Origin of the sequence: Pseudomonas sp. BS-2016 (genome assembly GCF_001806145.1) — a bacterium.
Lineage (GTDB): Bacteria > Pseudomonadota > Gammaproteobacteria > Pseudomonadales > Pseudomonadaceae > Aquipseudomonas > Aquipseudomonas lundensis.
In genome coordinates, this window is record NZ_MLCT01000036.1 from 204,036 (window position 1) to 225,587 (window position 21,552).

Below are 21,552 nucleotides of genomic sequence, written 5' to 3' on the forward strand. Positions count from 1 at the left end.
CCGTTGTCCACACTCACTCTTTAAAGATCAGGCATTTTGCGCCCCTCTCAAGCGAAATGAGCGGGGCGCATCACCCATTTCTGATATGCATGACCCGACTTTCTATCCCCTCTAAAAAATTTTCAAGCGGTAGCTTTTGATCTGCTGCAGTGGCACATTCCCGAGGAAAAATAGTTTCCAACCCTAAATACGCATTATTTAGATAACTCAGCCCGTACTGAAAAGCCTCACTGTTCCAGACATCCACGGCTTTACCATAATGTTTAAACCCCGCCTTGATGCCTATGAAGCCATATCGAGTGTAATCAATACCGTCTTTTACGTTGGAGACAGTTTGAAGTTGCGCGTGAAGTTTCCTCAGATTTTTGCCGCCTCCATTTGCGCGCAGTAATGAACTGGTAGTTGACATCGGCCTTGATGCCGTAGGGACTTTGGCTCCAGACCAGGTTGATTGTCCAGCAGCCGCTTTTCCAACGCGGTTAATCGTTTTTTCCAGTGCTTTACTGATGCCTTTATTCGCGAGTTTACCGACGGCCCAATTCCCCCCCGAGATTAATCCAAACGCAATACCTGCATACCCCAACACTTGGGTCACTGTGGAATCAGGCGCCAACTCGTCCAGCACAGCTGAGGTGATCGAGATGGCCGTTGAAACGACCTCATAGACCAGGCTGATAATAGAGGTGACTGAAAGCCCCACGGTTGGGGCGGCCGCGCCAAATGTAAAGATAGTCAATGCCAAAGAAGCCACTGACAAACCAATAGCGAGCCCGATTTTCACACCTTGAACAGCGGTGATATGCCCCGTTGGGTCGCGGTAGTTGATTGGATCGCCCAAACAGTACGCATACGGGTTGAGCCCGCCTCCATCAAACACGCTCAAACTGTCCGGCGTGTGAAAGCGCATGAGCAGAGGGTTATAAGCACGGTACCCATTACCCAGCAAATAACACCCGGTATACGGATCGGGTAATTCACCGTTGAAACCCAACAGTGAACTCATCCCGTCATCAAGCGGTCGACCGCCGTAAGGCATGTACGCAACAGGTGCTTGGTGTTTCTTCGAACCGGCCTGAATCACGCTGCCCTGACTGTCAGTACTCAACAACAGACATTCGGTATCGTCCCTTTGGGCCACCGCGTGAGCCCCATGCCGGATGTAACTGCGACGCTGTTCCCCTTCAAGCTCATTAATCAAAGCCCCGTCATGATAAAAAAACGCTTTGGTCACCCCCTCGTTCGATCTGCTGCTTTGCAATGTGTCAGACGGGTCATAGTTATATTCAACCAGCATGGACGAGCCGGATGCCCCGCCGACGGCGACCCCACATAAACACCCCAGCTCATCATAGTTAAGTACGCGCCCCAACTCGTCAGTCCGTTGATTGCCATCGGCATCGTATTCAAATTGAATGCGTTGTGGACTGTAGTCTGGATGGCTGTGCGTCACTGAACTTAACTGCGTACGGTCAACATAATCGTAGTGAAACGTGGTGATATTTTCACCGCCAATAAAGTCCGTTGTCAGGGTGAGAATATTATCGAGTTCGTCATGTTCGTATGACTGGGCAACAATGGTTTTGCCCCACGCGTCTACCGGCGCTTGAGGCCCGCTGCAGGCATACCGGCTCAAACGGCCACGTTTGTCATATTGATAGGTTTCATCGCGCAGTACGGCCTGCTCGGTGCGCAAGGTGCGCCGCTGTAATTTATCCTCGGACGTAAACGTCTGCTCTATCACGCGTTTAGGTGTTTCACTCGAGGTAAACGTACGCCGTATTTCCCGCCCGAAATCGTCGTAATCCAAATCGGTGCGTAACTGATGCTGCGTGTCAGTATCCGTCACATGGAGGCTCTTTAATGCGCCCTGCCGATCATAACTGTAAGTGGTGATAAGTGCGTTTGCCTCTATCCGTTCGAGACGACAGAAGGGGTCATAACGATAACGTTGAACATCCCCCAGAACATCGGTAAAGCTCATGAGCTTTCCCAATAAAGAGTAGGCATGAGTCGTTTCAAATTGCTTTTGCTCGAGCAGGTACTCTTTGCGCTTGAGCTTGCCGGAAGCGTAATAATCGAAATTTTCCTGAGAGGTGCGATTGGACGCCTGAATCAATTGACCATACAACGCATCCCTGTTGAATCGAGACACCAGGTTTGAATTGTTCTCGACGCTACGCTCACCCACTTCACCCTTGAAGATCGGGTCCAGACTAAAGTTGACCACGGCACCACTTGCAGAGGTTTTGCGCGACGGCTCGGTGTTGCTGCCTTCATACGTGAAGTGCTCGCGTCGTCCACCCACCGTTGTCGAAGTGATGCGCATGAGGGCGTCATACGTTCGAGCCCCCAGCGTATAGCCATTTGCTTTGATGGTAATCGGATGATCCCCGGCACTGCGCGGATCGTATTGGCGAGTAATGACCGTTCCATCCGGCAGTTGTGCTTCAGTCACCCGGCCAAACATGTCGTAACTGAACCTAGTCTTCAGGTTTTCAGGCGTAATGGTTTCCAGACAACGACCAAATCCGTCATACGTGTGTAACGTTTTCCCGTAGGAACGACCTTGCGTGTCGACACGCTCAATGCTGTCGGGCTTACCGAAAGCATTGATCACCGTTATTGTTTTCCCGCCGCCATTGAGCCACTTGACCTGCGTGCGCGTAACCGGATCAAACGTATCGTTTTCCACGGTACCGTCAGCGTGAATGACCTGAACGGCTTTACCCCACTCGTCATATATAAACGTTACCGGCTGTGGTAGCGGGATTCCTTCAAACCAGTCCGTCGTGACCTCTTGGGTCATTTGCCCCCACTCATTGTATGAAGCACGATACGTTTCACGCAGAGGTTTTACGGGACCGGGATAATCGATGTCTTGCACGTGGACTTCAATGGTTCGCCCCAACCCGTCAAGGACCGTGATGTGCGCCTGCCCTCTTGAATTTAAAACAACATGCCGTCTGGCATTAAGACTCTCATCTGATACAGGGTAGGCATAGGTTCTGGACACTGTAGTGGTACCGTTCTTTACAGTCTCCTTTTGTACACGCCCTAGACCGTCATAGAGAGTGGCAACCTCATGTCCGGCATGATCGCTAACATTGACCTCCTGACCGGTATAGACATCGTATTCTATGTGATGAGTATAAAACCGGTTCTCTGCTTCAACGGTGTGACTGAGCTTAACGACGCGTGTGTCCAGGGCATAGGCATGTCTGTAAGTAACAGCGTGACGGCCCATCGTTTCAGTTTTAATACTGACTTTCCCGTAAAAAGGGTGTTCAGGTTCATTGATATAACCGTACGTTGTGCGGACCGTCGGTTGGGCCGCGTTATTCTCATAAAGGGCGTCACTGTGCAACATGATAAAGCGCTTGCCATTATTACCAAGACACGGCAAATCGCCGTAAGTATGTTCGACCGTAGTCGTCGGAGCCTGTGCATAATCAGGCGAGGGTATAACACGTTTACTTTTAAGATAATGAACGCGTCCTGACGGGCTGGGAGGACAACCTGCTTCCCCGGCGGCCACATAATAGACATACACTTCACGTCCACCGTTTGGACTGACCAGCTCCAGCAAATTACCAAAAGAATCATACGAGGTGCAGGTCATTTCCGAATATGAATTCGCCTCAGGCTCGAGACGGTCGTAGTAGGTATTCGTCAGTTTTTTTTGCATCTGAAAAATAGCCGGTTGAGCCGCAAAGTCCTGCCCCGCTACGTCGTGATATTCAATACGCTTATGATGTACTTTTGTCCCCACCGTGGTCTTTTCAGACATCAGCAAATGAAATCGATTGTACGTTCTTTCAATCGTTTTAACGTTATTGTCACAGGTCACTGACTCGACAGATGAGTAGGTATAGTCACTGATATTCCTGTAGAGGTAATCCTCGCTATCGCTCCATTCGTAACCGGCACCGTTACCGAAATAGTTGTGGTCTGAGAAAGCATATCGACGGACCGTTGCAGCTTGTTCAGCCCCCGGAATTAACGTACAGGACAAGACGGCCGGAACGGCGGCTAGCGGAGCACCGGGCGGCAGCACATGGGCTTGCATTGCATAATCGATAGTTTCAAGGGCGCCGGCAGGCGTCTGCAAGCGGGTAATCAGCAGCGTACCATTGACGCCGGGCTGGTAATCAAACAACCAACTTTCTCTCTCCAGCCCGGTGCGCGACTCCAGGTATATTTCACTTAACCAGCTGTCGCGAATGACAAACCCAAACTTTCTTCTGTGATAAGGGCTGTCGGGCCATAACGTAATCCCAGGCGAGCTGTCCCAATTATGATCACTTTCATACTCAATGCTCAGTAAACGGTAATGGGCGTCACTGATGCCCCGTAAAACCCGATACCCGTGCACGATGTCATACGTAAATGAAATATAACGTCCTTCTGCCGAAGAGAGGCGAGACGGGAGCCACTCGTCATCGTCAGGGTCGGGCCGGGTCAACTCTTCAACGGTGCCATCTTTGTGATGAATGATTAATGTGTCATTTTCAACAGAGATGTTGAACGTATCGAGCTTCTTGTCCACGAGTGTCACGTCACGCCCATTGATATAAGCCTGATAGCTCGCACCTGATGACAGGGTGAGTTTTTTCGTGGTGCGGTTATAGGCGCTCATGCGCAGGGACCAACCGCAGCCCAAGCCCTGATTGAGGGCGTTAAAAGAGTTAAAGCTAAATATCAAGGGTAGCGCTGGCCCGCACAGATGATGACTCAACAGGTCGCTCATAGACAGACTGCAACTGTAGGAACCCGTGCGCGGATCAACACCCGATTGAATAAAGCTTAAATAATTAAATGCGCCCGAGCTGACCGCTTCTTCCTTTTGTACTGGCGTGCTCATACATCAACCTATCTTTTAGTAAACACAACGAAGGGATTTAGGGTTTCAGTATCAAGAGAGCCTTAACTCGGGCAGGGAATGCTCTGACGCTTTAACAATAACCGCATGGGTATTACCATACATATCCAACAACACCATACTCCACGCGTCTTGCTCAGTCCTGATCTGAGAGTGGCCGCCTTTTTTGGCATAGCTCATCAGGAATGTCACCGCGCCCGGATAGTTGTGATACTTGGCTCGAGCATGTGGCATTTCAAAGGGCAGTAACTCAGCAAACGGATACTCCTCGCCATTGATATAAGCTGATGTGTAGAAACCCAAGTAATCAGGGTGTGAGCTTTTACGTAAAAAAACACCCGGATAAAGACTGTCAATCTTGAGGATGTCAACTTGATGCTGGTCCACAATCAGCCTTAGTCGATACACCTCAACTTTAGATATATTCTTACTTTCGTAAGGCGTCTTACCGATCAAGGCGAGCTGAAATTGGTTGTGTGAGTAGACGGCTGGAGGAACGCTGTTCAACGTCATCCGGCCATGGGTCTTGATAGCTTCTGAATAGAACATCGTCCCGTCCGACCGTGTCACCGATGCCGACAACAATATTGAAGTGCTGGCGGTGGTACTGACATAGAAATCACGGCTATACACCTTCGCCCCCTCCACTCCAGCCACGATCGGGCCTTGATAAGGAAGGGACTTGAACGTTTCATTGCGCTCCAGCACATACCGCCAGCCTATCGGATCGCCAGGGTTGAACCTGTCATGGACCAACGGTGTGCCTGTGCCGGACTCCACCAATGTGAGCGTGGACAGCGTTTGCTCATCCAGTTCTACTGTCGCGAGGCCTTTATATTTCACCCGGATAGACACGCGAACTTTCAACTGTTGCTTACCGTTCGCATACAGCGTTGTGCCGCCCTCAGGTGCATAAACTTGAAAATCTGTAATGTCTGTCCACGTCACAGCGGCGGGTGTAGGCGCAACATTCTCCTGCACGCCATGCATAGGGGCGGGGTTATTAAATTCCTGCTCAAACTCTGCGTCCATTCTAATTCCTGCGCTTTCCTAGAGGTTTAGGGTATTGGTGCACCCCCCAATGAACGTTAGGCGCCGTGAAGTCGCTAAATAACAGGGGGCTAAAAACCAGTCTAGGGCACAAACAACGGCTATAAATTGCCGCCCTACAAGCCTCATTTTAAAAAAAGAACGCAACCGCACTCCGTCAAGCAGCGTGGCCCGCTTGCGCAGCCAGAATTAACAGAAACACGTGTAATTACTTTCTTATTAAATTTTGAAAGGAAATATACACTCAGAAAAAAATAGACTTTACTCTGTTACAGGATAAGTCCTGTCGAACAACTGATTAATACTACAGCCGATTGATCTTATCTCGGCCTCGCCTTTTGTATTAACTCCCTCACAGGGTTGTGGGGGAGTTAATGAGGCTTACGCCAGCACCCGAATCAGCACCCACAGCGGGACACATACAAACGCCAGCCACACCGCCAGACGCGGTCGATAAGGCAATAGCATCAATAAGCCAAACCCGCTCAGTGACAGCATGCCGAACCAGCCGATGGGGGCCATCGCCCAGCCCCAGGCACGCCCACAGAAGTAAAAGCTCAGGGCCAGGCTAAACCAACCCGCCCCGCGTAGCAGCCGCCGCAGATGTGCAGACGGCACTGTTTGCCACACCTGTTTGTAATGGCGCTCCAACCCCTGACACAAGCCGAGCATGCCGATATACGCCAGCGCGAAGCCCGCAAAAAAGTGAGCCACCATCTCAGTTCACCTCAGCCATGGACGCTGGCTTTTTGCGTGGCGCCCGCTCGACCGCCGGTTGCGCGATTTTCCAGCCTGTCCAGAGCAACAACGCCCCAATCACCATGGCCACCCCTTCAACCCCCAGACGACTGGGCAATGCCCACGGCGAGTTGACGGTCAGCAGACTCAACAATGGCAACGTCAGGCACATCGTGCCCGCCAGACCCAATTGCTCGCGCCAAGCCTGCATGCGCGGGCGGAATAAGGCATGCCCCAGGCTCAGGGCCCAGACGCCAAAGAACGCATTCAGTTCGCCCGCCGCGCGGGCGGCCATGTCCACCGGCAGCAGGCGATTGGCCCACAGCAGGCTGATGCACGCCAGGCTCAAGCCCGCAATGACGGTCACGTTGAGTGCTTCGACGCCGCGGTAAAGCACTTGGGCCACCCGGCTTTCACTGGCGTACTTGCGTCGTCGCTTGACGGTAAAGAGCACCAGGCCGCTGGCGATCATGGCGCTGCTGATCAGCCCGCAGATGAAGTACAACCAGCGCATCGGATAGCCGCCGAACTGGGCGAAATGCATCCCGGAAATAACCCGGTGGGTCAACACACTGGGGCGCATCTCGGTGGGCCCGGACAGTTGCTCGCCGGTGACGCCGTCAAAACGCATGCCCTGCCCTTTGGCCAGTGCAATCCGGTTGCCCAGCAACGGCCGGATCATGATCTCGGCGTTGCGCTGACCGGGGTTGGAAATACTCACCCCGCCTAGCGGCCCCATGACCTCGCGTGCCTGCTTCAAGAGCGGCCCCAGCGCAATCAATGGAGCGGGTTCGACGGTGCCCGGACGCTGCACTTCAACGGCCGCGGGCGCCGGATTCTGCGCCTTGAAAAACGCCTCGCGATTGCCGTCGAACAACGCGTCCATGGCCGCGGGCATGTAAATCACCAGAAATATCGCCAGCCCGCTGTAGGTAATCATCAAGTGAAACGGCAGCAGCAACACGGCGCTGGCATTGTGCGCATCCAGCCATGAGCGCTGCCCTTTGGCGGGGCGGAAGGTGAAGAATTCCTTGAAGAACTTTTTGTGGATCACGATGCCGCTGACCAACGCCGCGAGCATGCCCATGGCCATGGCACCCACCAGGTAAATGCCAAACATGCCAGGCATGTGCAAGGTGAAATGAAAGAAGAAAAAGAACATACCGCCTGCGGTGTCGCGCACGGGTATGACCTCACCCGTGTTCGGGTCGAGGGTCACTGACACCCCGTCGCGGCGCCCGCCGGTGGAGGCTTGCAAGGCTGGAGTGCGCTCGCCGGGCAGGCTGATGCCCCACTGTTTGGCATCGGCTTTGTGTTCACGCAAATAACCCAGCGCACGTTCGGCGGCCTGTTCGTCGCTCACATGATGGGCAGGCAGTTCGGGTTGCATCCAGTTGTCGATTTCCTGATCGAACACCGCGAGGCTGCCGGTCAGGAAAATCACGAACAACAGCCAGCCGACGATCAGGCCGCCCCAGGTGTGCAACCACGCCATCGATTGGGTCAAGGTCTGTTTCATGTCAGTCGCTCCATCCACTGCGGCCAAAAACCGATGGCCGCCAAAGGCAGCGCCAGCACCGCCCCCATCCACGCCGACCATTGATGGCGGGCGGCAAAGGCCCAGAGGATGGCGAAGGTGTAGATCACAAAAGACAGCAGGCTGGCGACGATCAGGGCGTCCACGTTGTCCAGCGGCAACAGACGCGCCAGGGCCGCGGTAAAGGCATAGGTGAAAGCATAACCGCCCACCCAGGCCGCCAGTGTTCGAGACAGAATCGGCACCCAGGCCGTTGATGCGAATTTCATAGCGTTCAATCCTTCATTCAGCGCCAGCCACGGTTTTGCCAGTGCCAGATGCAACAACGGCGCGGCGCCCGTCGAGACGGGTGTCGCGCCTATAAAGAGCGGCATTGCCCGTAGGGCAATACACGGTCAGTCAGATCATCAGAACGAGGTGGTCACCGAAGCGAAGTAGGCGCGGCCCGCTTCGTTATAGGTTTGTGCGCCCGCTTCGTCCGAGTTGCCTTTGCGGTACAGCTGCTTGTCGAACAGGTTGTTGATGCCGAGTCGCACGCTGAGGTTTTTGTTGAACTCATACCCGCCGCTCAGGCCCACCAGACCATAGGGATCGACGGATTGCTGCACCGACTTGTCGAGTTCTTCGTTGGCCCGGTTGTTACGTTTTGGCGCCTCTTGCTTGCCGTAGTAAGTCCCGCTGACCTGGAACGACAGTTTCTCGGTGGCGTACCAGTCCAGGGTGGTGTTGACCGTGTACTTGGGAATGATGCTCAACGGATCGCCGGTTTCCTTGTCTTTGCTCTCGATCATGTAGGTCAGGTTGGTGTTCCAGTCCAGATCGTCACGCAGGGTCACGAACAGGTTGCCTTCGATCCCCTGCACGATGGCTTTGCCGCTGTTATCCCATTGGTAAACACGTCGGCCGTTGGGCAAGCGGTAGGCAGCTTCGTTACTGGCGTTGATCTTGTTTTGATAGTCGTTGCGGAAATACGTACCGCTGGTACGCCAGGTGCCTTTATCAAACGCCAGACCAATCTCTTTGTTGACGCTGATTTCGGGCTTGAGATCCGGGTTACCGACCAAGTAGCAACCGCCGATGTTCACTTCAACCGAGCTGCAACCCGCGCCGCGGCTGTACAGCAGGTAGTTGGGGTTGGACTGGTAAAGGTTGGGGGTTTTGTAGGCCCGGGCGATGCCTCCCTTGACGCTCAGCTCATCGGTGATTTGATGCGATGCGTTTAGGCTTGGGCTCCAGTTGCCACCAAACTCGTTGTGATGATCGAAACGCACACCCGGCGTGATGATGGTTTTGGCACCCGCCTCGATGTTGTCTTCCACATAAAACGCGTAGCTGTTGGCCGTGGACTTGGTTTGCGTGCGGTCTTGCCCCGCAATGCCCGGCGTACCATCCGCACCCGGGTCCCAGCTCTGAGGGCGCAGCGAACCCGGGTCATTCAGCGATTCGTACAAGTACTCGCCGCCCAGTGTCAGCACTTGCTCGGTGAATGCGCTCAGCGGCAGGTTGACTTCGCCGGTGGCGCGGGTGTTGCGCAAGCGCGATTCGAAGCGGCCCGCGCTTTCAGACGGGGCCCCTTCGCCGTAACCGGCCAGGCCTTCGTTCAGGCGGGCGTTGCGGGTCAGGTCGTGGCTCAGCGACGCTTGGGTCGAGCCCCAGTCGAACGACCCATTGTGGGTCGCCGAGAAGGTGCTGCGTTGCAGAACGCTGGTTTCCTTGCCGGTCAGGCTGTTTACGAAATCGCCGCCGCTGTTGAGCATGGTGTCGCCGGCAAAAATGTTGCCCTGGCGGCTGTAACTGGCTTCGAGGTCCAGCGATTGTTCCGGGGTGAACTGCCAGCTGAGCAAGCCGTTGATGTCTTTGTTGCGCACGCCTTCGCGGCCCGCCACGACGCTGTCCGGCGATGCCTGCGCGGCGGTGTTGATGCCCGCATCGTCAGCGTCGGTTTTGTTCGCACCGCCGTAGACGCGAAACACCAGGTCGTCAGTGATCGGGCCGCTGAGGTTGAAGTTAGTGCGTTTGCTGATGCCTTCGGCGTCGTCTTCCGGCGCCAGGTAGTAGGCGGTCAACGAGCCTTTGAGTGTGTCGGTCGGGCGCTTGGTGATGATGTTCACCACCCCACCCATGGCCCCCGAGCCATAACGTGCGGCGGCCGGGCCGCGCAAGATTTCGATGCGTTCGACTTCTTCGGCGGGCACCCAGTTGGTTTCGCCCCGGGTGTCGCGGTCGCCGCTCCAGCCATACCGCACGGCATTGCGCGAGGACGAGGGCTTGCCGTCGATCAGGATCAGGGTGTTCTCCGGGCCCATGCCGCGCAGGTCGATCTGGCGGTTGTTGCCACGGCTGCCGCTGGTGCTGTTGCCGGTCAGGTTGACCCCCGGCTCGCGCCGCATGATCTCCGACAGGTCGTTGGCCGGTGGGCGTTTTTTGATGTCTTCGGCGGTGATGATCGACACCCCCGGCGCCTGTTTCAGTTCTTGCGCGGCGGTGCCCAGAACGCGGGTTTCTTCAAGTTCCAGCGCTTGCTGGGTGCCATCGACCGGCAGGTCCGTCCCTTGGACAGGCACCTCGTCACGCTCGCGTTCCAGCGCATCGGCCAGCAACGTGGGTGAGGCCAGTGCAGCAATAAAGGCGAGCGAAATCTGACTGCGTTTGAATCGAGACGACATGTCCAGTTGATCCCTTAACAATGGAGTGTGCTCAGCAGGCGCACGACGTGATGCGCCTCCGCGAGGCTCCAAAGGACCCTGCAACGATTGCGCGCCATGGCACTGCAAGGGCCGCAATAATAATCACTCTCAAATGAGAGTAAAGCGCAAAGGACAATAATCCTCATTCAACAGTTCCGTATTCCGCGTATTTTTCAGCTTTTTCTTTCAAGAAAAAGATTGCCAAACCCCGGCAACCCTGAGAAAAACAGCGCCCTTACGCCGCACTCCAGCCCCCTTCACAAATTTGTTACTTATTGTGTAATTGGCTGGCCTTTTGAAAAAATCACCGTCCCGAACACTGCTTGAGAACCTCCAATGACCCCCGAACTGCTCATCACTGACCTGCTCATCGGCGACGGCAAGACCGTCGTCAAAGGCGCGCTGATTACCACGCACTACACCGGCTGGCTGGAAGACGGCACGGTGTTTGATTCTTCCCACGAGCGCGGCAAGCCGTTCCAGTGCGTGATCGGCACTGGCCGGGTCATCAAGGGTTGGGATATCGGCCTGATGGGGATGCAGGTCGGTGGTAAACGCAAGCTGCAGGTGCCGGCGCATCTGGCCTATGGTGAAAGAAGCATGGGCGCTCACATCACGCCGAACTCTGACCTCACCTTTGAGATCGAACTGCTGCAAGTGCTGACGCGAGACGATTGACGCGCGCCAGTGGACTTTGATGATTTTCCGGGAGTTGCCTGTCAGTGAACCGTTTCAGCCTGTTTGTTTTTACGTGTGTGTCCGTGGCCGTGCTCAGTGGTTGCAGCAGCCGGGACACCCGCAGTGGCCCGGTACTGACGCCTGAGCAAACCCGGGCGCGGATCGTGCAACTGTTGCCGTCCACGGTTGCCGACCGTCAGGGCTGGGCCGCCGATATTCAGGTCGCCTTTATGGCGCAGGATCTGTCCCCGTCCGATGAGCATTTATGCTCGGTACTGGCGGTCACCGAGCAGGAGTCAACCTATCGGGCCGACCCGCCCGTGCCGGGGTTGGCGAAGATTGCCCGCACTGAAATCAACCGACGCGCCGGCAAGCTGCATATTCCGGAGTTTTTGGTACGCAGCGCGTTGAACATCACCTCGCCCACCGGCAAAACCTACAACCAGCGTCTGGACGCGGCCCGCACCGAGGGCCAGTTAAGCGCCATTTTCGATGACTTTATCGGCATGGTGCCCTTGGGCAGCACGCTGTTTGGCAGCCTCAACCCGGTCCACACGGGCGGCCCGATGCAAGTGAGCATCGCCTTTGCTGAGCAGCGCGCGAAGCAATACCCGTACCCGGTGGCGCATTCAATCCGCCAGGAAGTGTTCACCCGACGCGGGGGCATGTATTTCGGCATCGCCCATTTGCTGGGCTACCCGGCGGATTACCCACAGTCGCTGTACCGCTTCGCTGACTTCAATGCAGGCTGGTATGCCAGCCGCAATGCTGCTTTTCAGAATGCCGTGAGCCAGGTGTCGGGCATCCCGCTGGCACTGGATGGCGACCTGACGATTCCCGGTTCCTACGCCGTAGGGTCTACCGAACGTGCCGTGCGAGCACTGGGCAAGTCACTGGGCATGAATGACAACGCCATTCGGCGTCAGTTGGAAAAAGGCGAAAGCCTGGCCTTCGATGAGACCGACCTGTACCGCAAGGTGTTCGCGCTGGCAGATCGCCAACAAGGCAAACCGCTGCCGCGTGCCGTGCTGCCGGGCATCACGCTCAAAAGCCCGAAAATCACCCGCAATCTGACTACCGCCTGGTTTGCCCAGCGGGTGGATGAGCGGCGTCAACGCTGTATGAATCGCGCGGGTGCGGCGCCCATCCAGTAGCCGTCTTACACCGTGTACTGCTTGAACAGCTCTTCCTTGATGATCAGCAGCGCATCTTCGTAATAGCGTTCGCCCCGCGCTTCGCTGAGCAACACCGAGCGTACGCTGCCCTCGCCTTCGCTGGGGGTGTGTTCACACGTCAGGTAAAACTCGGCGGTCTCGGGCTTGAATTCCAGGTAATAAAACAGCTCGCGACCTTCGCGGTGCCAATAGCCTATTTCTCTGCGCATGGGGTTCTCATATACGGGATGTCAGGAGGCAAACGCTGCAGCGCCACGCTCAGTTGCTGAATGCTGGGCGCGGCGGTCAGGCTGATTCGCACGGCGTTCAAGGGGGCTGATTTAACCGCAAACACCTGTGAAGGCACCACCTCGATGCCTGCCGCGCGAAACGTCTGCACCAACGGTTCGGCCTCGACCGGGGCGTGTAGCCAGATATGCGGCGAGGCGAAGCGGGTCTGATACATCCCACGGCCCATCAGGTTTTTTGCCAGCCGCCAGCGGCGCTCTACCTCACCGGCTTGCCACTCGACACGCTGATGGGCAATGCCTTCTGCGATCCAGTGACAGGCAATGGCCAGCGTCACCGGCGAAAGCCCCCAGTGCGCGGCCTGGGCATGCGGGTCGATGCGCGCCAGTACCTGCGGGCGGGCGGCGATCCAGCCCAGCCGCAAGCCTGCGCCGACCGTTTTGGACAGACTGGTAATCAGCACGCCCAGCTCCGGCAAGAACTGGCACAGCGGCGGGCTGTCGGTCAGGGCGCCGTACACATCATCTTCAATCACGTACACCCCGTGACGCCGGGCAATCTGCGCAATGGCCTGCTTGCGCTCCACCCCCATGACTGCCGATGTCGGGTTTTGCAAGGTAGGTGTGAGCACCGCGATCCGCGCCCCCGTGGCGCGGATCATGCGGTCAAAGTCGTCGGGCACGATGCCCTCTTCGTCCAGTGCGACCCCGTGCAGCGGCAGACGCAGCTGCGCACAGGCGGCTTTGATACCGGGTGCGGTCAGGGCTTCAACCAATACCGGTTCGCCTGCCTGGCACAGTGACAACAGCACCGTGAACAATCCCTGCTGGGCGCCGGTACACAACATCAGGTGATCGACGGGCAGTTCCAGCCCCCGCCCGCGCAACCAGGCAGCCCCTTGCGCCCTGGCCTGCAACAGGTCGGCCGCACTCACGTAGTGTTGCAGGCGACTGGCCTGACGGGTGTCGAGCAACCAGCTCAGCGCCTGGGCGTCGCACTCGGTGTGCAGGTCGATGGCAGGCAGGTTGGTGCGCAGGTCGATGCGCGTAGGCTGATCGTCAACCTGTTGCAGCTTGAACAGCGTCGCTTCCTGGCTGCTGGCCAACACGTAGGTGCCGCGCCCCACTTCGCCGGACACCAGATGCCGACGCGCGGCCTCGCGATAGGCTTGCATGGTGGTACTGGGGTTCCAGCCCAACGCCCAGGCCAGACGGCGCTGGGGCGGCAAGCGCTCACCGGGCTGCAACTCGCCACAGGCAATGGCGCGGGTGATCGCTTCGACCAACGCCAGATAGCGCGGTGCTTGAGTATCGTTGAGGGTTGGCATCCACATTTATTGTTGGCCATGCAATATAAGGATCGGCCCATACAATGTGCTGTGCTTAGAATCGCGTCAAACCCCCGATCACGGTGCTCCCCATGTTTGACTTGAACAGCCTGCGTCTCGCCGCCCACGACATCCACCAGACCCTGGCCCCCACGCCACAGCTGGCGTGGCCTTTATTGGCTGAACGGCTGGGCGCGCAGGTGTGGGTCAAACATGAAAACCACACCCCGACCGGCGCGTTTAAAGTGCGCGGCGGGTTGCTGTATGTACAAGGCTTGCTCCAGCGCGAACCCGACACACGGGGCCTGGTGACCGCCACGCGCGGTAACCACGGGCAAAGCCTTGCGCTGGCGGCGCGGCGTATGGGGCTGGCGATCAGCATTGTGGTGCCGGTCGGTAATTCGTCCGAGAAAAACGCCGCGATGCGGGCATTGGGCGCGCACGTGATCGAGTCTGGCAAAGACTTTGACGAGGCCCGAGCCGAAGCAGCACTGCTGGCGCAAACCCATGGTCATCATCTGGTGCCCGCGTTCCATCCCGACCTGATCCGCGGGGTCGCCACCTATGCGCTGGAGCTGTTTGAAGCCGTGAGCGATTTGCACACGGTGTATGTGCCGGTGGGCATGGGTTCGGGTATCTGCGGATTAATTCGCACCCGCGACCTGCTGGGCCTCAAGACCGAGATCGTGGGCGTCGTGTCCCGGCATGCCGATGCCTTCGCCCAAAGCGTTGAGCAAGGCCGTGTGGTAAGCACCGAGACTGCCCACACCTTCGCTGACGGCCTGGCCTGCCGTCAGCCCTTGCCCGACGCACTGGCCATCATCGCTGAGGGCGCAGCCCGGGTGATCCGCGTTTCGGACCGCGAAATTGCCCACGCCATGCGGGTCTATCATGAAACCACGCACAACACCGCCGAAGGTGCAGGCGCTGCAGCGCTGGCGGGTTTGATTCAGGAGCAGCCCCGGCAGCAAGGACGGCGCGTGGCGGTGGTTTTGAGCGGCGCCAATATTGACCGGCAGCTGTATGCCGGCATTCTGGCTGAAGGGTTCGACGACTGAAACCACGACGACAAGGACGCACCATGACCTGCACGATTGAACACGCCCGACCCGCGGATGCACCCGCCATCAGCCAGCTGATTATCAGGACGTTGCGTGTGTCCAACGCCCGTGATTACACGCCGCAGGTCATTGCGCAGGTGGAACAGCACTTCGCCCCGGCCTCAATCCTTGACCTCATGCAACAACGTCAGGTGTACGTCGCGCGTGCCGATCAGCAACTGATCGGCACCGCCAGCCTTGATGGTTCAGTGGTGCGCAGTGTGTTTGTAGACCCCGACTGGCAAGGACGCGGCGTGGGTCAGGCCTTGATGGCGCAGGTCATCGCGGTGGCGCGGGCCGCACGCCTGAGCGACGTGCAGGTCCCGTCTTCGGTCACGGCCCAAGCGTTCTATGCCGGTCTGGGCTTCCAAAAGGTGCGCGATCAGTACCATGGCGAGGAACGCACCATCGTTATGAACCTGTCTCTGAACGGGCCGTCACCGGCTCACTAAATTTCATCCCCTGCGACAAATTGTCTTTATTTGTGCCGGAAACAGGCTCAGAATAAAAACTGTACTGTACAGTACCATTCTAAAACCTAAACCCGCAGCGCTTCCAAGGCCTTGGCTGCCGGTTGCCGGGATCACCGCAATGAAAAACGTTAAACAAGAGGCCCCTGCCTCTAAAGGAAGACACCTGATACTGGGCATCTTCGGCATTTTGCTCGCGCTCAGCGGGCTGTTTCTGGCAGTTGCAGGGACGCGACTGATCACACTGGGAGGATCGTGGTATTACCTGCTTGCCGGGCTCGGCATGCTCGGATCGGGCGTGCTGTATATCCGTCGAAAACCCGCTGCAACCGGGATCATGGCCCTGGTAATGGTCGCCACTGTGGCCTGGGCATTGTGGGAAGTCGGCTTCACGTTCTGGCCGATGGTGCCGCGCCTGGCGCCGTTCCTGGTCATCGGCCTGTTGGCATCCCTGCTGCACCCGTGGCTCACACAAGGTCGCCAGCGCGCCGCCAGTTATACCGGCAGCGCCGTGTTTGCCGCGCTGCTGGCCGTGGGCGCCAATGCCCTCTTCACCCCGCACGGCGTGCTCGAAGGCAAACCCCTGCCCGTTGCACAACCGGGCACGGACATCCCTCAAGAGCAGGTGGCGGACTGGAGCCACTACGGCAGCAACCCGGCCGGGACCCGCTACTCGGCACTGGATCAAATCACCAAAGACAACGTCGATCAGCTACAGGTCGCGTGGACCTATCGCACCGGAGAAATCGCCGAAGGTGCGTCGGAATACCAGAACACGCCGATCCAGGTCGGCAACACCGTCTATACCTGCACACCGACCAGCAAGGTGATTGCGCTGGATGCCGATTCCGGGGAACAGCGCTGGATGTTCGACCCCAAGCCGCACAACATCAAAACCTGGAACCGCTGCCGGGGCGTGAGCTACTACGAGCCCGCCAAGGTTGAGCACCCGTTGGTGTTTACCGACCTCAAGCCCGCTGCCACTGCGCAAGCTGGCGTCTGCGCCCGGCGCATTGTGCAAGTGACCATGGACGCACGGCTGCTGGAAATCGATGCCCAAACCGGTAAACCCTGCGAGGACTTTGGTGATAAAGGCGCCGTGGACCTGACCCAGGGCCTGGGCAAGGTCATGGAAAACGTCCCGTATTACGCCTACACCTCAGCACCTACGGTGTCGCGCAACCTGATTATCCTCGGCGGCTGGGTCTTTGACGGGCGCTCGACCGATGAGCCGTCGGGCGTGGTGCGCGCCTTCAGTGCCGACACCGGTGAACTGGTCTGGGCCTGGGACCTGGGCAACCCGGCCATCACCAAACTGCCGCCTGAAGGTCAAACCTACACCCGCAGCACGCCGAACATGTGGTCCAGCCCGGCATTCGACGACGAATTGGGCCTGGTGTACCTGCCCACGGGTAACCAGCAGCCGGATTTCTGGGGTGGCGCACGTCCGGAACTGACCGAGAAATACTCGTCTGCCGTGGTTGCGCTGGACATGGCCACCGGCCGCGAACGCTGGACGTTCCAGACCGCGCATCACGACATCTGGGACTATGACGTAGCGTCCCAGCCAGCCCTGTATGACGTGCCGGACGGCAAAGGCGGCAAGATACCGGCACTGATCCAACTGACCAAGCGCGGGCAAATCTTCATGCTCGACCGCCGCACCGGCCAGCCGATCGCCGATGTCATCGAGAAACCGGTGCCACAGGCGCATGCGGCGGGCGACTGGGTGGCGAAAACCCAGCCCTACTCGGTCGGCATGCCCACCTTCGGCGCACAACCGCTGACCGAGAAAGACATGTGGGGCGCGACGTTCTTCGATCAGTTGATGTGCCGTATCGACTTCAAGAAGCTCAACTACCACGGTGAGTTCACCGCACCGAGCACCGAAGACACGTTGATCTACCCTGGCTACTACGGTGGCTTTAACTGGGGTGGCGCGGCCATTGACGAGAAAAGCGGCTACCTGTTCGTCAACGACATCCGCATCCCGCAGGTGGTCAAACTGGTGCCGCGTGACAACGTCGACCTGTCCCACCTCAAGTCCGGACATGGCGTGGGCAGCACCTACCCGATGGACGGCACGCCGTTCGTGATTGACCACAAAAGCTTTAACTCGCCACTGGGTATTCCCTGCCAGAGCCCGCCGTGGGGAGTCTTTGCCGCGGTGGACCTGAAGACACGCAAACAGGTCTGGGAGCGTCCGGCCGGGACAGTGGAAGATGCTGTGATCAATGGCGTGCGCGCCAAGCTGCCGATTCCGCTGGGCATGCCGACCCTGGGCGGCGGTGCCGTGACGGGCTCGGGGATCGTGTTCTATGCGGGGACACAGGATTACTACCTGCGGGCCCTGGACATGGCCACCGGCAAAGAGCTGTGGAAGGGCCGCTTGCCGGTCGGGGGTCAGGCCACGCCGATGACCTATCGTTCGCCTGAAACCGGGCGTCAATATGTGGTGATCGTCGCAGGTGGCGCGCGTCAGTCTCCAGATCGCGGGGATTACGTGATAGCGTACGCGCTTCCCGAAAAAGAGTAGTTCCCATGCCGCAGTTGCACCGTTCCCCGACTTCAACCCCAACCCGGAGTGAGGACCGACGGCGCAACCTGCTGATCACGGCAAGCGAACTGTTTTTGCAACAGGGCTACGATGGCCTCAGCATGGACGCCATCGTCGCCGCGGCAGGCGGCTCCAAAGCCACGATTTACCGCTACTTCGGCAGCAAGCAAGCGCTCTTGGTGGCCGTGGTCGAGTACCTGTGTGAAGACTTCATCATTGACCTCAAGCAACTCGACACCTCGGGTGTCGAGTTGGCCCGCGGTCTGGAAATGATCCTCGAACAGCTGGTGGCGGTGGTCACCAGCCCTCGCCATGTCAGCTTCTACCGCTTGGTGGTCAACGGCTCGGCCCATGTCCCGCAAGTGGGGCAAACCTGGTACGAGCACGGTCCCAAGTTCTGGCACCAATTGATCGCCAACCTGCTTCAGGAGCAGCGCCAGCGAGGAGCGATCGCCACCGATGCGTCAACCAGCGAAGTGCCCGCGATCCTGTTCGATGCCTTGTTCTCGCACCTGACGACCCGCACCGTGATGCTGGGCCAAACCTGCACCGCCAAAGCGTTCCAGCCCATGATCCAGGAACTGATCGCCTTGGTGATGCGCCGTCTGCAAGTCCCTTGAGCACTGCGCGGCGGGCATGGCGGCAAACCCCGGGCAATCTGGCTATGCTCTTCTCAAACGCTGCAACGCAGCCTGGCTACTTGTGCCACGCGCTCCGAAGGGACGAAAGCCCACGTGGCGCAGAGCGGCGGTACTCGACGCTGGCTGGGAACAATCACACCACGCTTCTCGCGCCTTGCCCTGCAGCCCGTGGGTTTTCGTCGCGACGGCTATAAAACGGGAACAGACCCTGGCCCATGACCCACTCCGTACCGATCCGACCTGCTTGCCCGCCCGGGTTTTGCATCTGCGAGCGTGACGCATTGCTGGCCAAGGACGACGCCGACCTGCGGATTTTCAAATTGACCCGTCAGGCGGAAAAAGAGCTGCTGCAACGGCTGGAAGACATTCAGGACCTCGACGAGTTGCACCATTTGCAACGGCGCATGCACGAACAACTGGGCATCCGCCTCGACATTGAGCCCGGCTTCAATGAAGTGCGCACCATGCGCGGGATTGCCATCCGCCTGGCCGATCAGCCGGGCCTGTGCCGCAAAACCCGTCAGGCGATCCCCGCCGCCATACGGCGAGCCTTGGAGAAGCGCCCGGAAATAGCCTATCGCCTGCTCGACGGTCACGACCTGTTGCGCGATACCTGAATCGCTGTGCGATGCCGTGGGCCCAATAAGCGGTTTTTCGGCATTCCCGGAAGAATTCGCTTGCCTTGACCAGAGGCCTGAAATATAAGCCCGTGTTTCACATCAATAGAGTCACACCATGAGCACCGGATTCACCGAGGACGAAATGCGCAGAGCGCTCGGCCTTGATACACCCACTCCCGCCCCGGCCCCCCAGCCTGAACCTGAACTGCCTCCCGTCGCACCCGCCCCCGTCAAGGCTGCGGACCGAGCTCCCGTGAAACGCAGAGGCCCCGTGTTGCGCGTCACCATGAACGTCAGCAAGGAATACGACGGCGAAGTGACCCAGTTCATTCATGACTCAAAATCCCTGAGCCGGTTTGATGCCGAGCAAGAAGCCAAAAAAGCCTTGGCCAAAGCCAAATTTAAATACTACGAATTGGCGTCGATCGTTAAAGTCGATTGATTCATTGAGCCCGCGCCCGGGTCACACACCGCGTCAAACGGGATTCTGCGCAATTTATTCAGCGCGCAGCCCAAAGCGCCCGCTACAGGAAACCGTCCATGAACACCCAACCTTTGAACGCTGCCGACTTCACCTCACTTGAAGACACGCTGCTGAAATACGGCGACGACCATTCTGTCCTCAACCCGAGCGAACTCGACGGCTACTTCACGGCACTGGTTTCTGGCCCGGCGCCGGTGGACATTGCCGAGTGGTTCCCGGCGATTTGGGGGGGGCAAAACCCTGAGTGGGAAACCCCGGAAGAGGCCCGACAGTTCATTGACCTGTGCGTGCGGCACCTCAACACGCTGGCTCGCCAACTGGCGCACGACAGTCAGGCATTTTTGCCGCGCTTCGAACAGACCGAGCATCAGGGTCAAACCGTGACACTGGCAGAAGAATGGTGTTTCGGGTACCTGCGCGGTGTCGCCATTGCCCACTGGACACCCTTGCCAGCCATTCAGGCGGGGTTGCTGAGTGCTATTTCTGACTGCGCCGAACAGGACAACTTTGAACTGCCAGCCGATCTGGACGTCGCCGCGCATCAGCACCTGGTAAGCGAGCTGGCCCCCGCCGCCCGCGCTTTGCATGACTACTGGCTGAGCCAGCGCTGAGCCGCCGGCCTCCGACCTACCCTCACGCACAGACCTGCAGAAAAGGCCCATGACGCTTCTTACTCATTTTGATACACCCGTCAGCGAACCCATCAGCAGCCAGATTTTGCAACGGGTGGTGGACCAGCTCACCGAGCTGAGCATGATGGAAATCACGCCCAGCAACCTGCTCTACAACATCTATCAGTACGCCATCGGCTTCGAAGTGCATTTGTATCTGGAGGCGCTGGACGGCACCAAAGGGATTGCCGTTGAACTGATCGTCGCCACGGACGAGCAGGCGCCGGACAGCGTGACCGGGTTTGTCCTGTATCTGCCCGTAAAGGACGACCCTCAGGCCTGCGGTATCGCCTACATGGCCGCCAATACCCCGGACGTCACCCGGGCGATGGTGCAGGAAGTCACCCGCCGCTACCCCCACACCGAACTCACCTGCAGCGTGCGCAACGTGGCGCCATTTGAAGCACTGGGCTTTCAGGTCATAGGCGCTCGCGGCCCGCAGGTGGTGATGAACACCCGCGACCACGGCACCGACGGGCTGATGGCCGTGCTGGATGTGTCGGCGGTCTACAGCTCCACCGAAGTGCGGCAGATTCACACCTACCTGCTCAACCGTCACGGCAAAAAAGCCATGATCGACGCCGAAAAAAAGCGTGACCGTCAAATCGACCAGCTCACCGCCAAGGCACGCGCCTTCGTGGCCGAACGCACGCGCTGACAGGCCGTTGCCAAACGGGGGGTGAAATAACGCATCATGTGCGCAGTCCGTT

General features: G+C 58.0%; 18 protein-coding genes. 10 read left to right on the top strand and 8 right to left on the bottom strand.

The window, feature by feature from the left end; genetic code table 11:
• Positions 1 to 70: 70 nt before the first annotated feature.
• The 6 genes from BKD70_RS19495 to BKD70_RS19520 all read right to left on the bottom strand — a co-directional run bounded on the left by BKD70_RS19495 (position 71) and on the right by BKD70_RS19520 (position 10,870).
• A complete protein-coding gene (locus tag BKD70_RS19495) occupies positions 71 to 4,861 on the bottom strand; it encodes an RHS repeat domain-containing protein (RefSeq protein ID WP_080960342.1) in 4,791 nt (1,596 codons plus the stop codon).
• A gap of 51 nt (positions 4,862 to 4,912) precedes the next feature.
• Positions 4,913 to 5,911, bottom strand: a complete 999-nt coding sequence (locus tag BKD70_RS19500; protein WP_047275636.1) for a hypothetical protein — start codon at positions 5,909 to 5,911, stop codon at positions 4,913 to 4,915.
• Between the two features lie 399 nt (positions 5,912 to 6,310).
• Positions 6,311 to 6,646 (bottom strand): DUF3325 domain-containing protein, encoded by a 336-nt coding sequence (locus tag BKD70_RS19505; protein WP_047275637.1) that lies wholly within the window; start codon positions 6,644 to 6,646, stop codon positions 6,311 to 6,313.
• Between the two features lies 1 nt (position 6,647).
• Positions 6,648 to 8,186, bottom strand: coding sequence for a PepSY domain-containing protein (locus BKD70_RS19510; RefSeq protein ID WP_047275639.1), 1,539 nt, complete (start codon positions 8,184 to 8,186; stop codon positions 6,648 to 6,650).
• Positions 8,183 to 8,473, bottom strand: a complete 291-nt coding sequence (locus tag BKD70_RS19515; protein ID WP_047275640.1) for a hypothetical protein — start codon at positions 8,471 to 8,473, stop codon at positions 8,183 to 8,185. Before BKD70_RS19515 ends, BKD70_RS19510 begins: the two co-directional genes overlap by 4 nt.
• 138 nt (positions 8,474 to 8,611) lie before the next feature.
• Positions 8,612 to 10,870, bottom strand: a complete 2,259-nt coding sequence (locus BKD70_RS19520) for a FepA family TonB-dependent siderophore receptor (protein ID WP_047275642.1) — start codon at positions 10,868 to 10,870, stop codon at positions 8,612 to 8,614.
• Positions 10,871 to 11,227: 357 nt separating this feature from the next.
• Here BKD70_RS19520 and BKD70_RS19525 point away from each other — a divergent pair, with 357 nt between their 5' ends.
• Together BKD70_RS19525 and BKD70_RS19530 are read left to right on the top strand one after the other, a co-directional pair.
• Positions 11,228 to 11,569, top strand: a complete 342-nt coding sequence (locus BKD70_RS19525) for an FKBP-type peptidyl-prolyl cis-trans isomerase (RefSeq protein ID WP_047275643.1) — start codon at positions 11,228 to 11,230, stop codon at positions 11,567 to 11,569.
• 44 nt (positions 11,570 to 11,613) lie between these two features.
• On the top strand, positions 11,614 to 12,723 hold the full coding sequence (locus BKD70_RS19530; protein WP_047275645.1) for a DUF1615 domain-containing protein: 1,110 nt from the start codon (positions 11,614 to 11,616) through the stop codon (positions 12,721 to 12,723).
• A 5-nt stretch (positions 12,724 to 12,728) separates the two neighbouring features.
• On the opposite strand, the gene BKD70_RS19535 is transcribed toward BKD70_RS19530, so the two are convergent.
• Both BKD70_RS19535 and BKD70_RS19540 read right to left on the bottom strand, forming a co-directional pair.
• A complete protein-coding gene (locus tag BKD70_RS19535) occupies positions 12,729 to 12,953 on the bottom strand; it encodes a hypothetical protein (protein ID WP_047275647.1) in 225 nt (74 codons plus the stop codon).
• On the bottom strand, positions 12,938 to 14,305 hold the full coding sequence (locus BKD70_RS19540; protein WP_047275649.1) for a PLP-dependent aminotransferase family protein: 1,368 nt from the start codon (positions 14,303 to 14,305) through the stop codon (positions 12,938 to 12,940). The genes BKD70_RS19535 and BKD70_RS19540 overlap by 16 nt, the downstream gene beginning before the upstream one ends.
• A gap of 86 nt (positions 14,306 to 14,391) precedes the next feature.
• Here BKD70_RS19540 and BKD70_RS19545 point away from each other — a divergent pair, with 86 nt between their 5' ends.
• The 8 genes from BKD70_RS19545 (at position 14,392) to BKD70_RS19580 (ending at position 21,500) form a co-directional block, all read left to right on the top strand.
• Positions 14,392 to 15,357 (top strand): threonine dehydratase, encoded by a 966-nt coding sequence (locus tag BKD70_RS19545; RefSeq protein ID WP_047275651.1) that lies wholly within the window; start codon positions 14,392 to 14,394, stop codon positions 15,355 to 15,357.
• A gap of 23 nt (positions 15,358 to 15,380) precedes the next feature.
• Positions 15,381 to 15,851 (top strand): GNAT family N-acetyltransferase, encoded by a 471-nt coding sequence (locus tag BKD70_RS19550; RefSeq protein WP_047275653.1) that lies wholly within the window; start codon positions 15,381 to 15,383, stop codon positions 15,849 to 15,851.
• Positions 15,852 to 15,990: 139 nt separating this feature from the next.
• Positions 15,991 to 18,405, top strand: coding sequence for a membrane-bound PQQ-dependent dehydrogenase, glucose/quinate/shikimate family (locus tag BKD70_RS19555; protein ID WP_047275655.1), 2,415 nt, complete (start codon positions 15,991 to 15,993; stop codon positions 18,403 to 18,405).
• Positions 18,406 to 18,410: 5 nt separating this feature from the next.
• Positions 18,411 to 19,046 (top strand): TetR/AcrR family transcriptional regulator, encoded by a 636-nt coding sequence (locus tag BKD70_RS19560; protein WP_052892177.1) that lies wholly within the window; start codon positions 18,411 to 18,413, stop codon positions 19,044 to 19,046.
• A 236-nt stretch (positions 19,047 to 19,282) separates the two neighbouring features.
• A complete protein-coding gene (locus BKD70_RS19565; RefSeq protein ID WP_047275657.1) occupies positions 19,283 to 19,684 on the top strand; it encodes a hypothetical protein in 402 nt (133 codons plus the stop codon).
• 256 nt (positions 19,685 to 19,940) lie between these two features.
• A complete protein-coding gene (locus BKD70_RS25460; RefSeq protein ID WP_230683706.1) occupies positions 19,941 to 20,129 on the top strand; it encodes a hypothetical protein in 189 nt (62 codons plus the stop codon).
• A 98-nt stretch (positions 20,130 to 20,227) separates the two neighbouring features.
• Entirely contained in the window at positions 20,228 to 20,782 is a 555-nt protein-coding gene (locus BKD70_RS19575; RefSeq protein ID WP_047275660.1) for a UPF0149 family protein, read from the top strand.
• Positions 20,783 to 20,831: 49 nt separating this feature from the next.
• Positions 20,832 to 21,500, top strand: coding sequence for a hypothetical protein (locus BKD70_RS19580; protein WP_047275662.1), 669 nt, complete (start codon positions 20,832 to 20,834; stop codon positions 21,498 to 21,500).
• Positions 21,501 to 21,552: the final 52 nt, after the last annotated feature.

Bases quoted from the DNA above. Each gene is read 5' to 3' on its own strand.
- BKD70_RS19495 (WP_080960342.1), bottom strand. From the start codon at position 4,861: ATGAGCACGCCAGTACAAAAGGAAGAAGCGGTCAGCTCGGGCGCATTT.
- BKD70_RS19500 (WP_047275636.1), bottom strand. From the start codon at position 5,911: ATGGACGCAGAGTTTGAGCAGGAATTTAATAACCCCGCCCCTATGCAT.
- BKD70_RS19505 (WP_047275637.1), bottom strand. From the start codon at position 6,646: ATGGTGGCTCACTTTTTTGCGGGCTTCGCGCTGGCGTATATCGGCATG.
- BKD70_RS19510 (WP_047275639.1), bottom strand. From the start codon at position 8,186: ATGAAACAGACCTTGACCCAATCGATGGCGTGGTTGCACACCTGGGGC.
- BKD70_RS19515 (WP_047275640.1), bottom strand. From the start codon at position 8,473: ATGAAATTCGCATCAACGGCCTGGGTGCCGATTCTGTCTCGAACACTG.
- BKD70_RS19520 (WP_047275642.1), bottom strand. From the start codon at position 10,870: ATGTCGTCTCGATTCAAACGCAGTCAGATTTCGCTCGCCTTTATTGCT.
- BKD70_RS19525 (WP_047275643.1), top strand. From the start codon at position 11,228: ATGACCCCCGAACTGCTCATCACTGACCTGCTCATCGGCGACGGCAAG.
- BKD70_RS19535 (WP_047275647.1), bottom strand. From the start codon at position 12,953: ATGCGCAGAGAAATAGGCTATTGGCACCGCGAAGGTCGCGAGCTGTTT.
- BKD70_RS19540 (WP_047275649.1), bottom strand. From the start codon at position 14,305: ATGTGGATGCCAACCCTCAACGATACTCAAGCACCGCGCTATCTGGCG.
- BKD70_RS19545 (WP_047275651.1), top strand. From the start codon at position 14,392: ATGTTTGACTTGAACAGCCTGCGTCTCGCCGCCCACGACATCCACCAG.
- BKD70_RS19550 (WP_047275653.1), top strand. From the start codon at position 15,381: ATGACCTGCACGATTGAACACGCCCGACCCGCGGATGCACCCGCCATC.
- BKD70_RS19555 (WP_047275655.1), top strand. From the start codon at position 15,991: ATGAAAAACGTTAAACAAGAGGCCCCTGCCTCTAAAGGAAGACACCTG.
- BKD70_RS19560 (WP_052892177.1), top strand. From the start codon at position 18,411: ATGCCGCAGTTGCACCGTTCCCCGACTTCAACCCCAACCCGGAGTGAG.
- BKD70_RS19565 (WP_047275657.1), top strand. From the start codon at position 19,283: ATGACCCACTCCGTACCGATCCGACCTGCTTGCCCGCCCGGGTTTTGC.
- BKD70_RS19575 (WP_047275660.1), top strand. From the start codon at position 20,228: ATGAACACCCAACCTTTGAACGCTGCCGACTTCACCTCACTTGAAGAC.
- BKD70_RS19580 (WP_047275662.1), top strand. From the start codon at position 20,832: ATGACGCTTCTTACTCATTTTGATACACCCGTCAGCGAACCCATCAGC.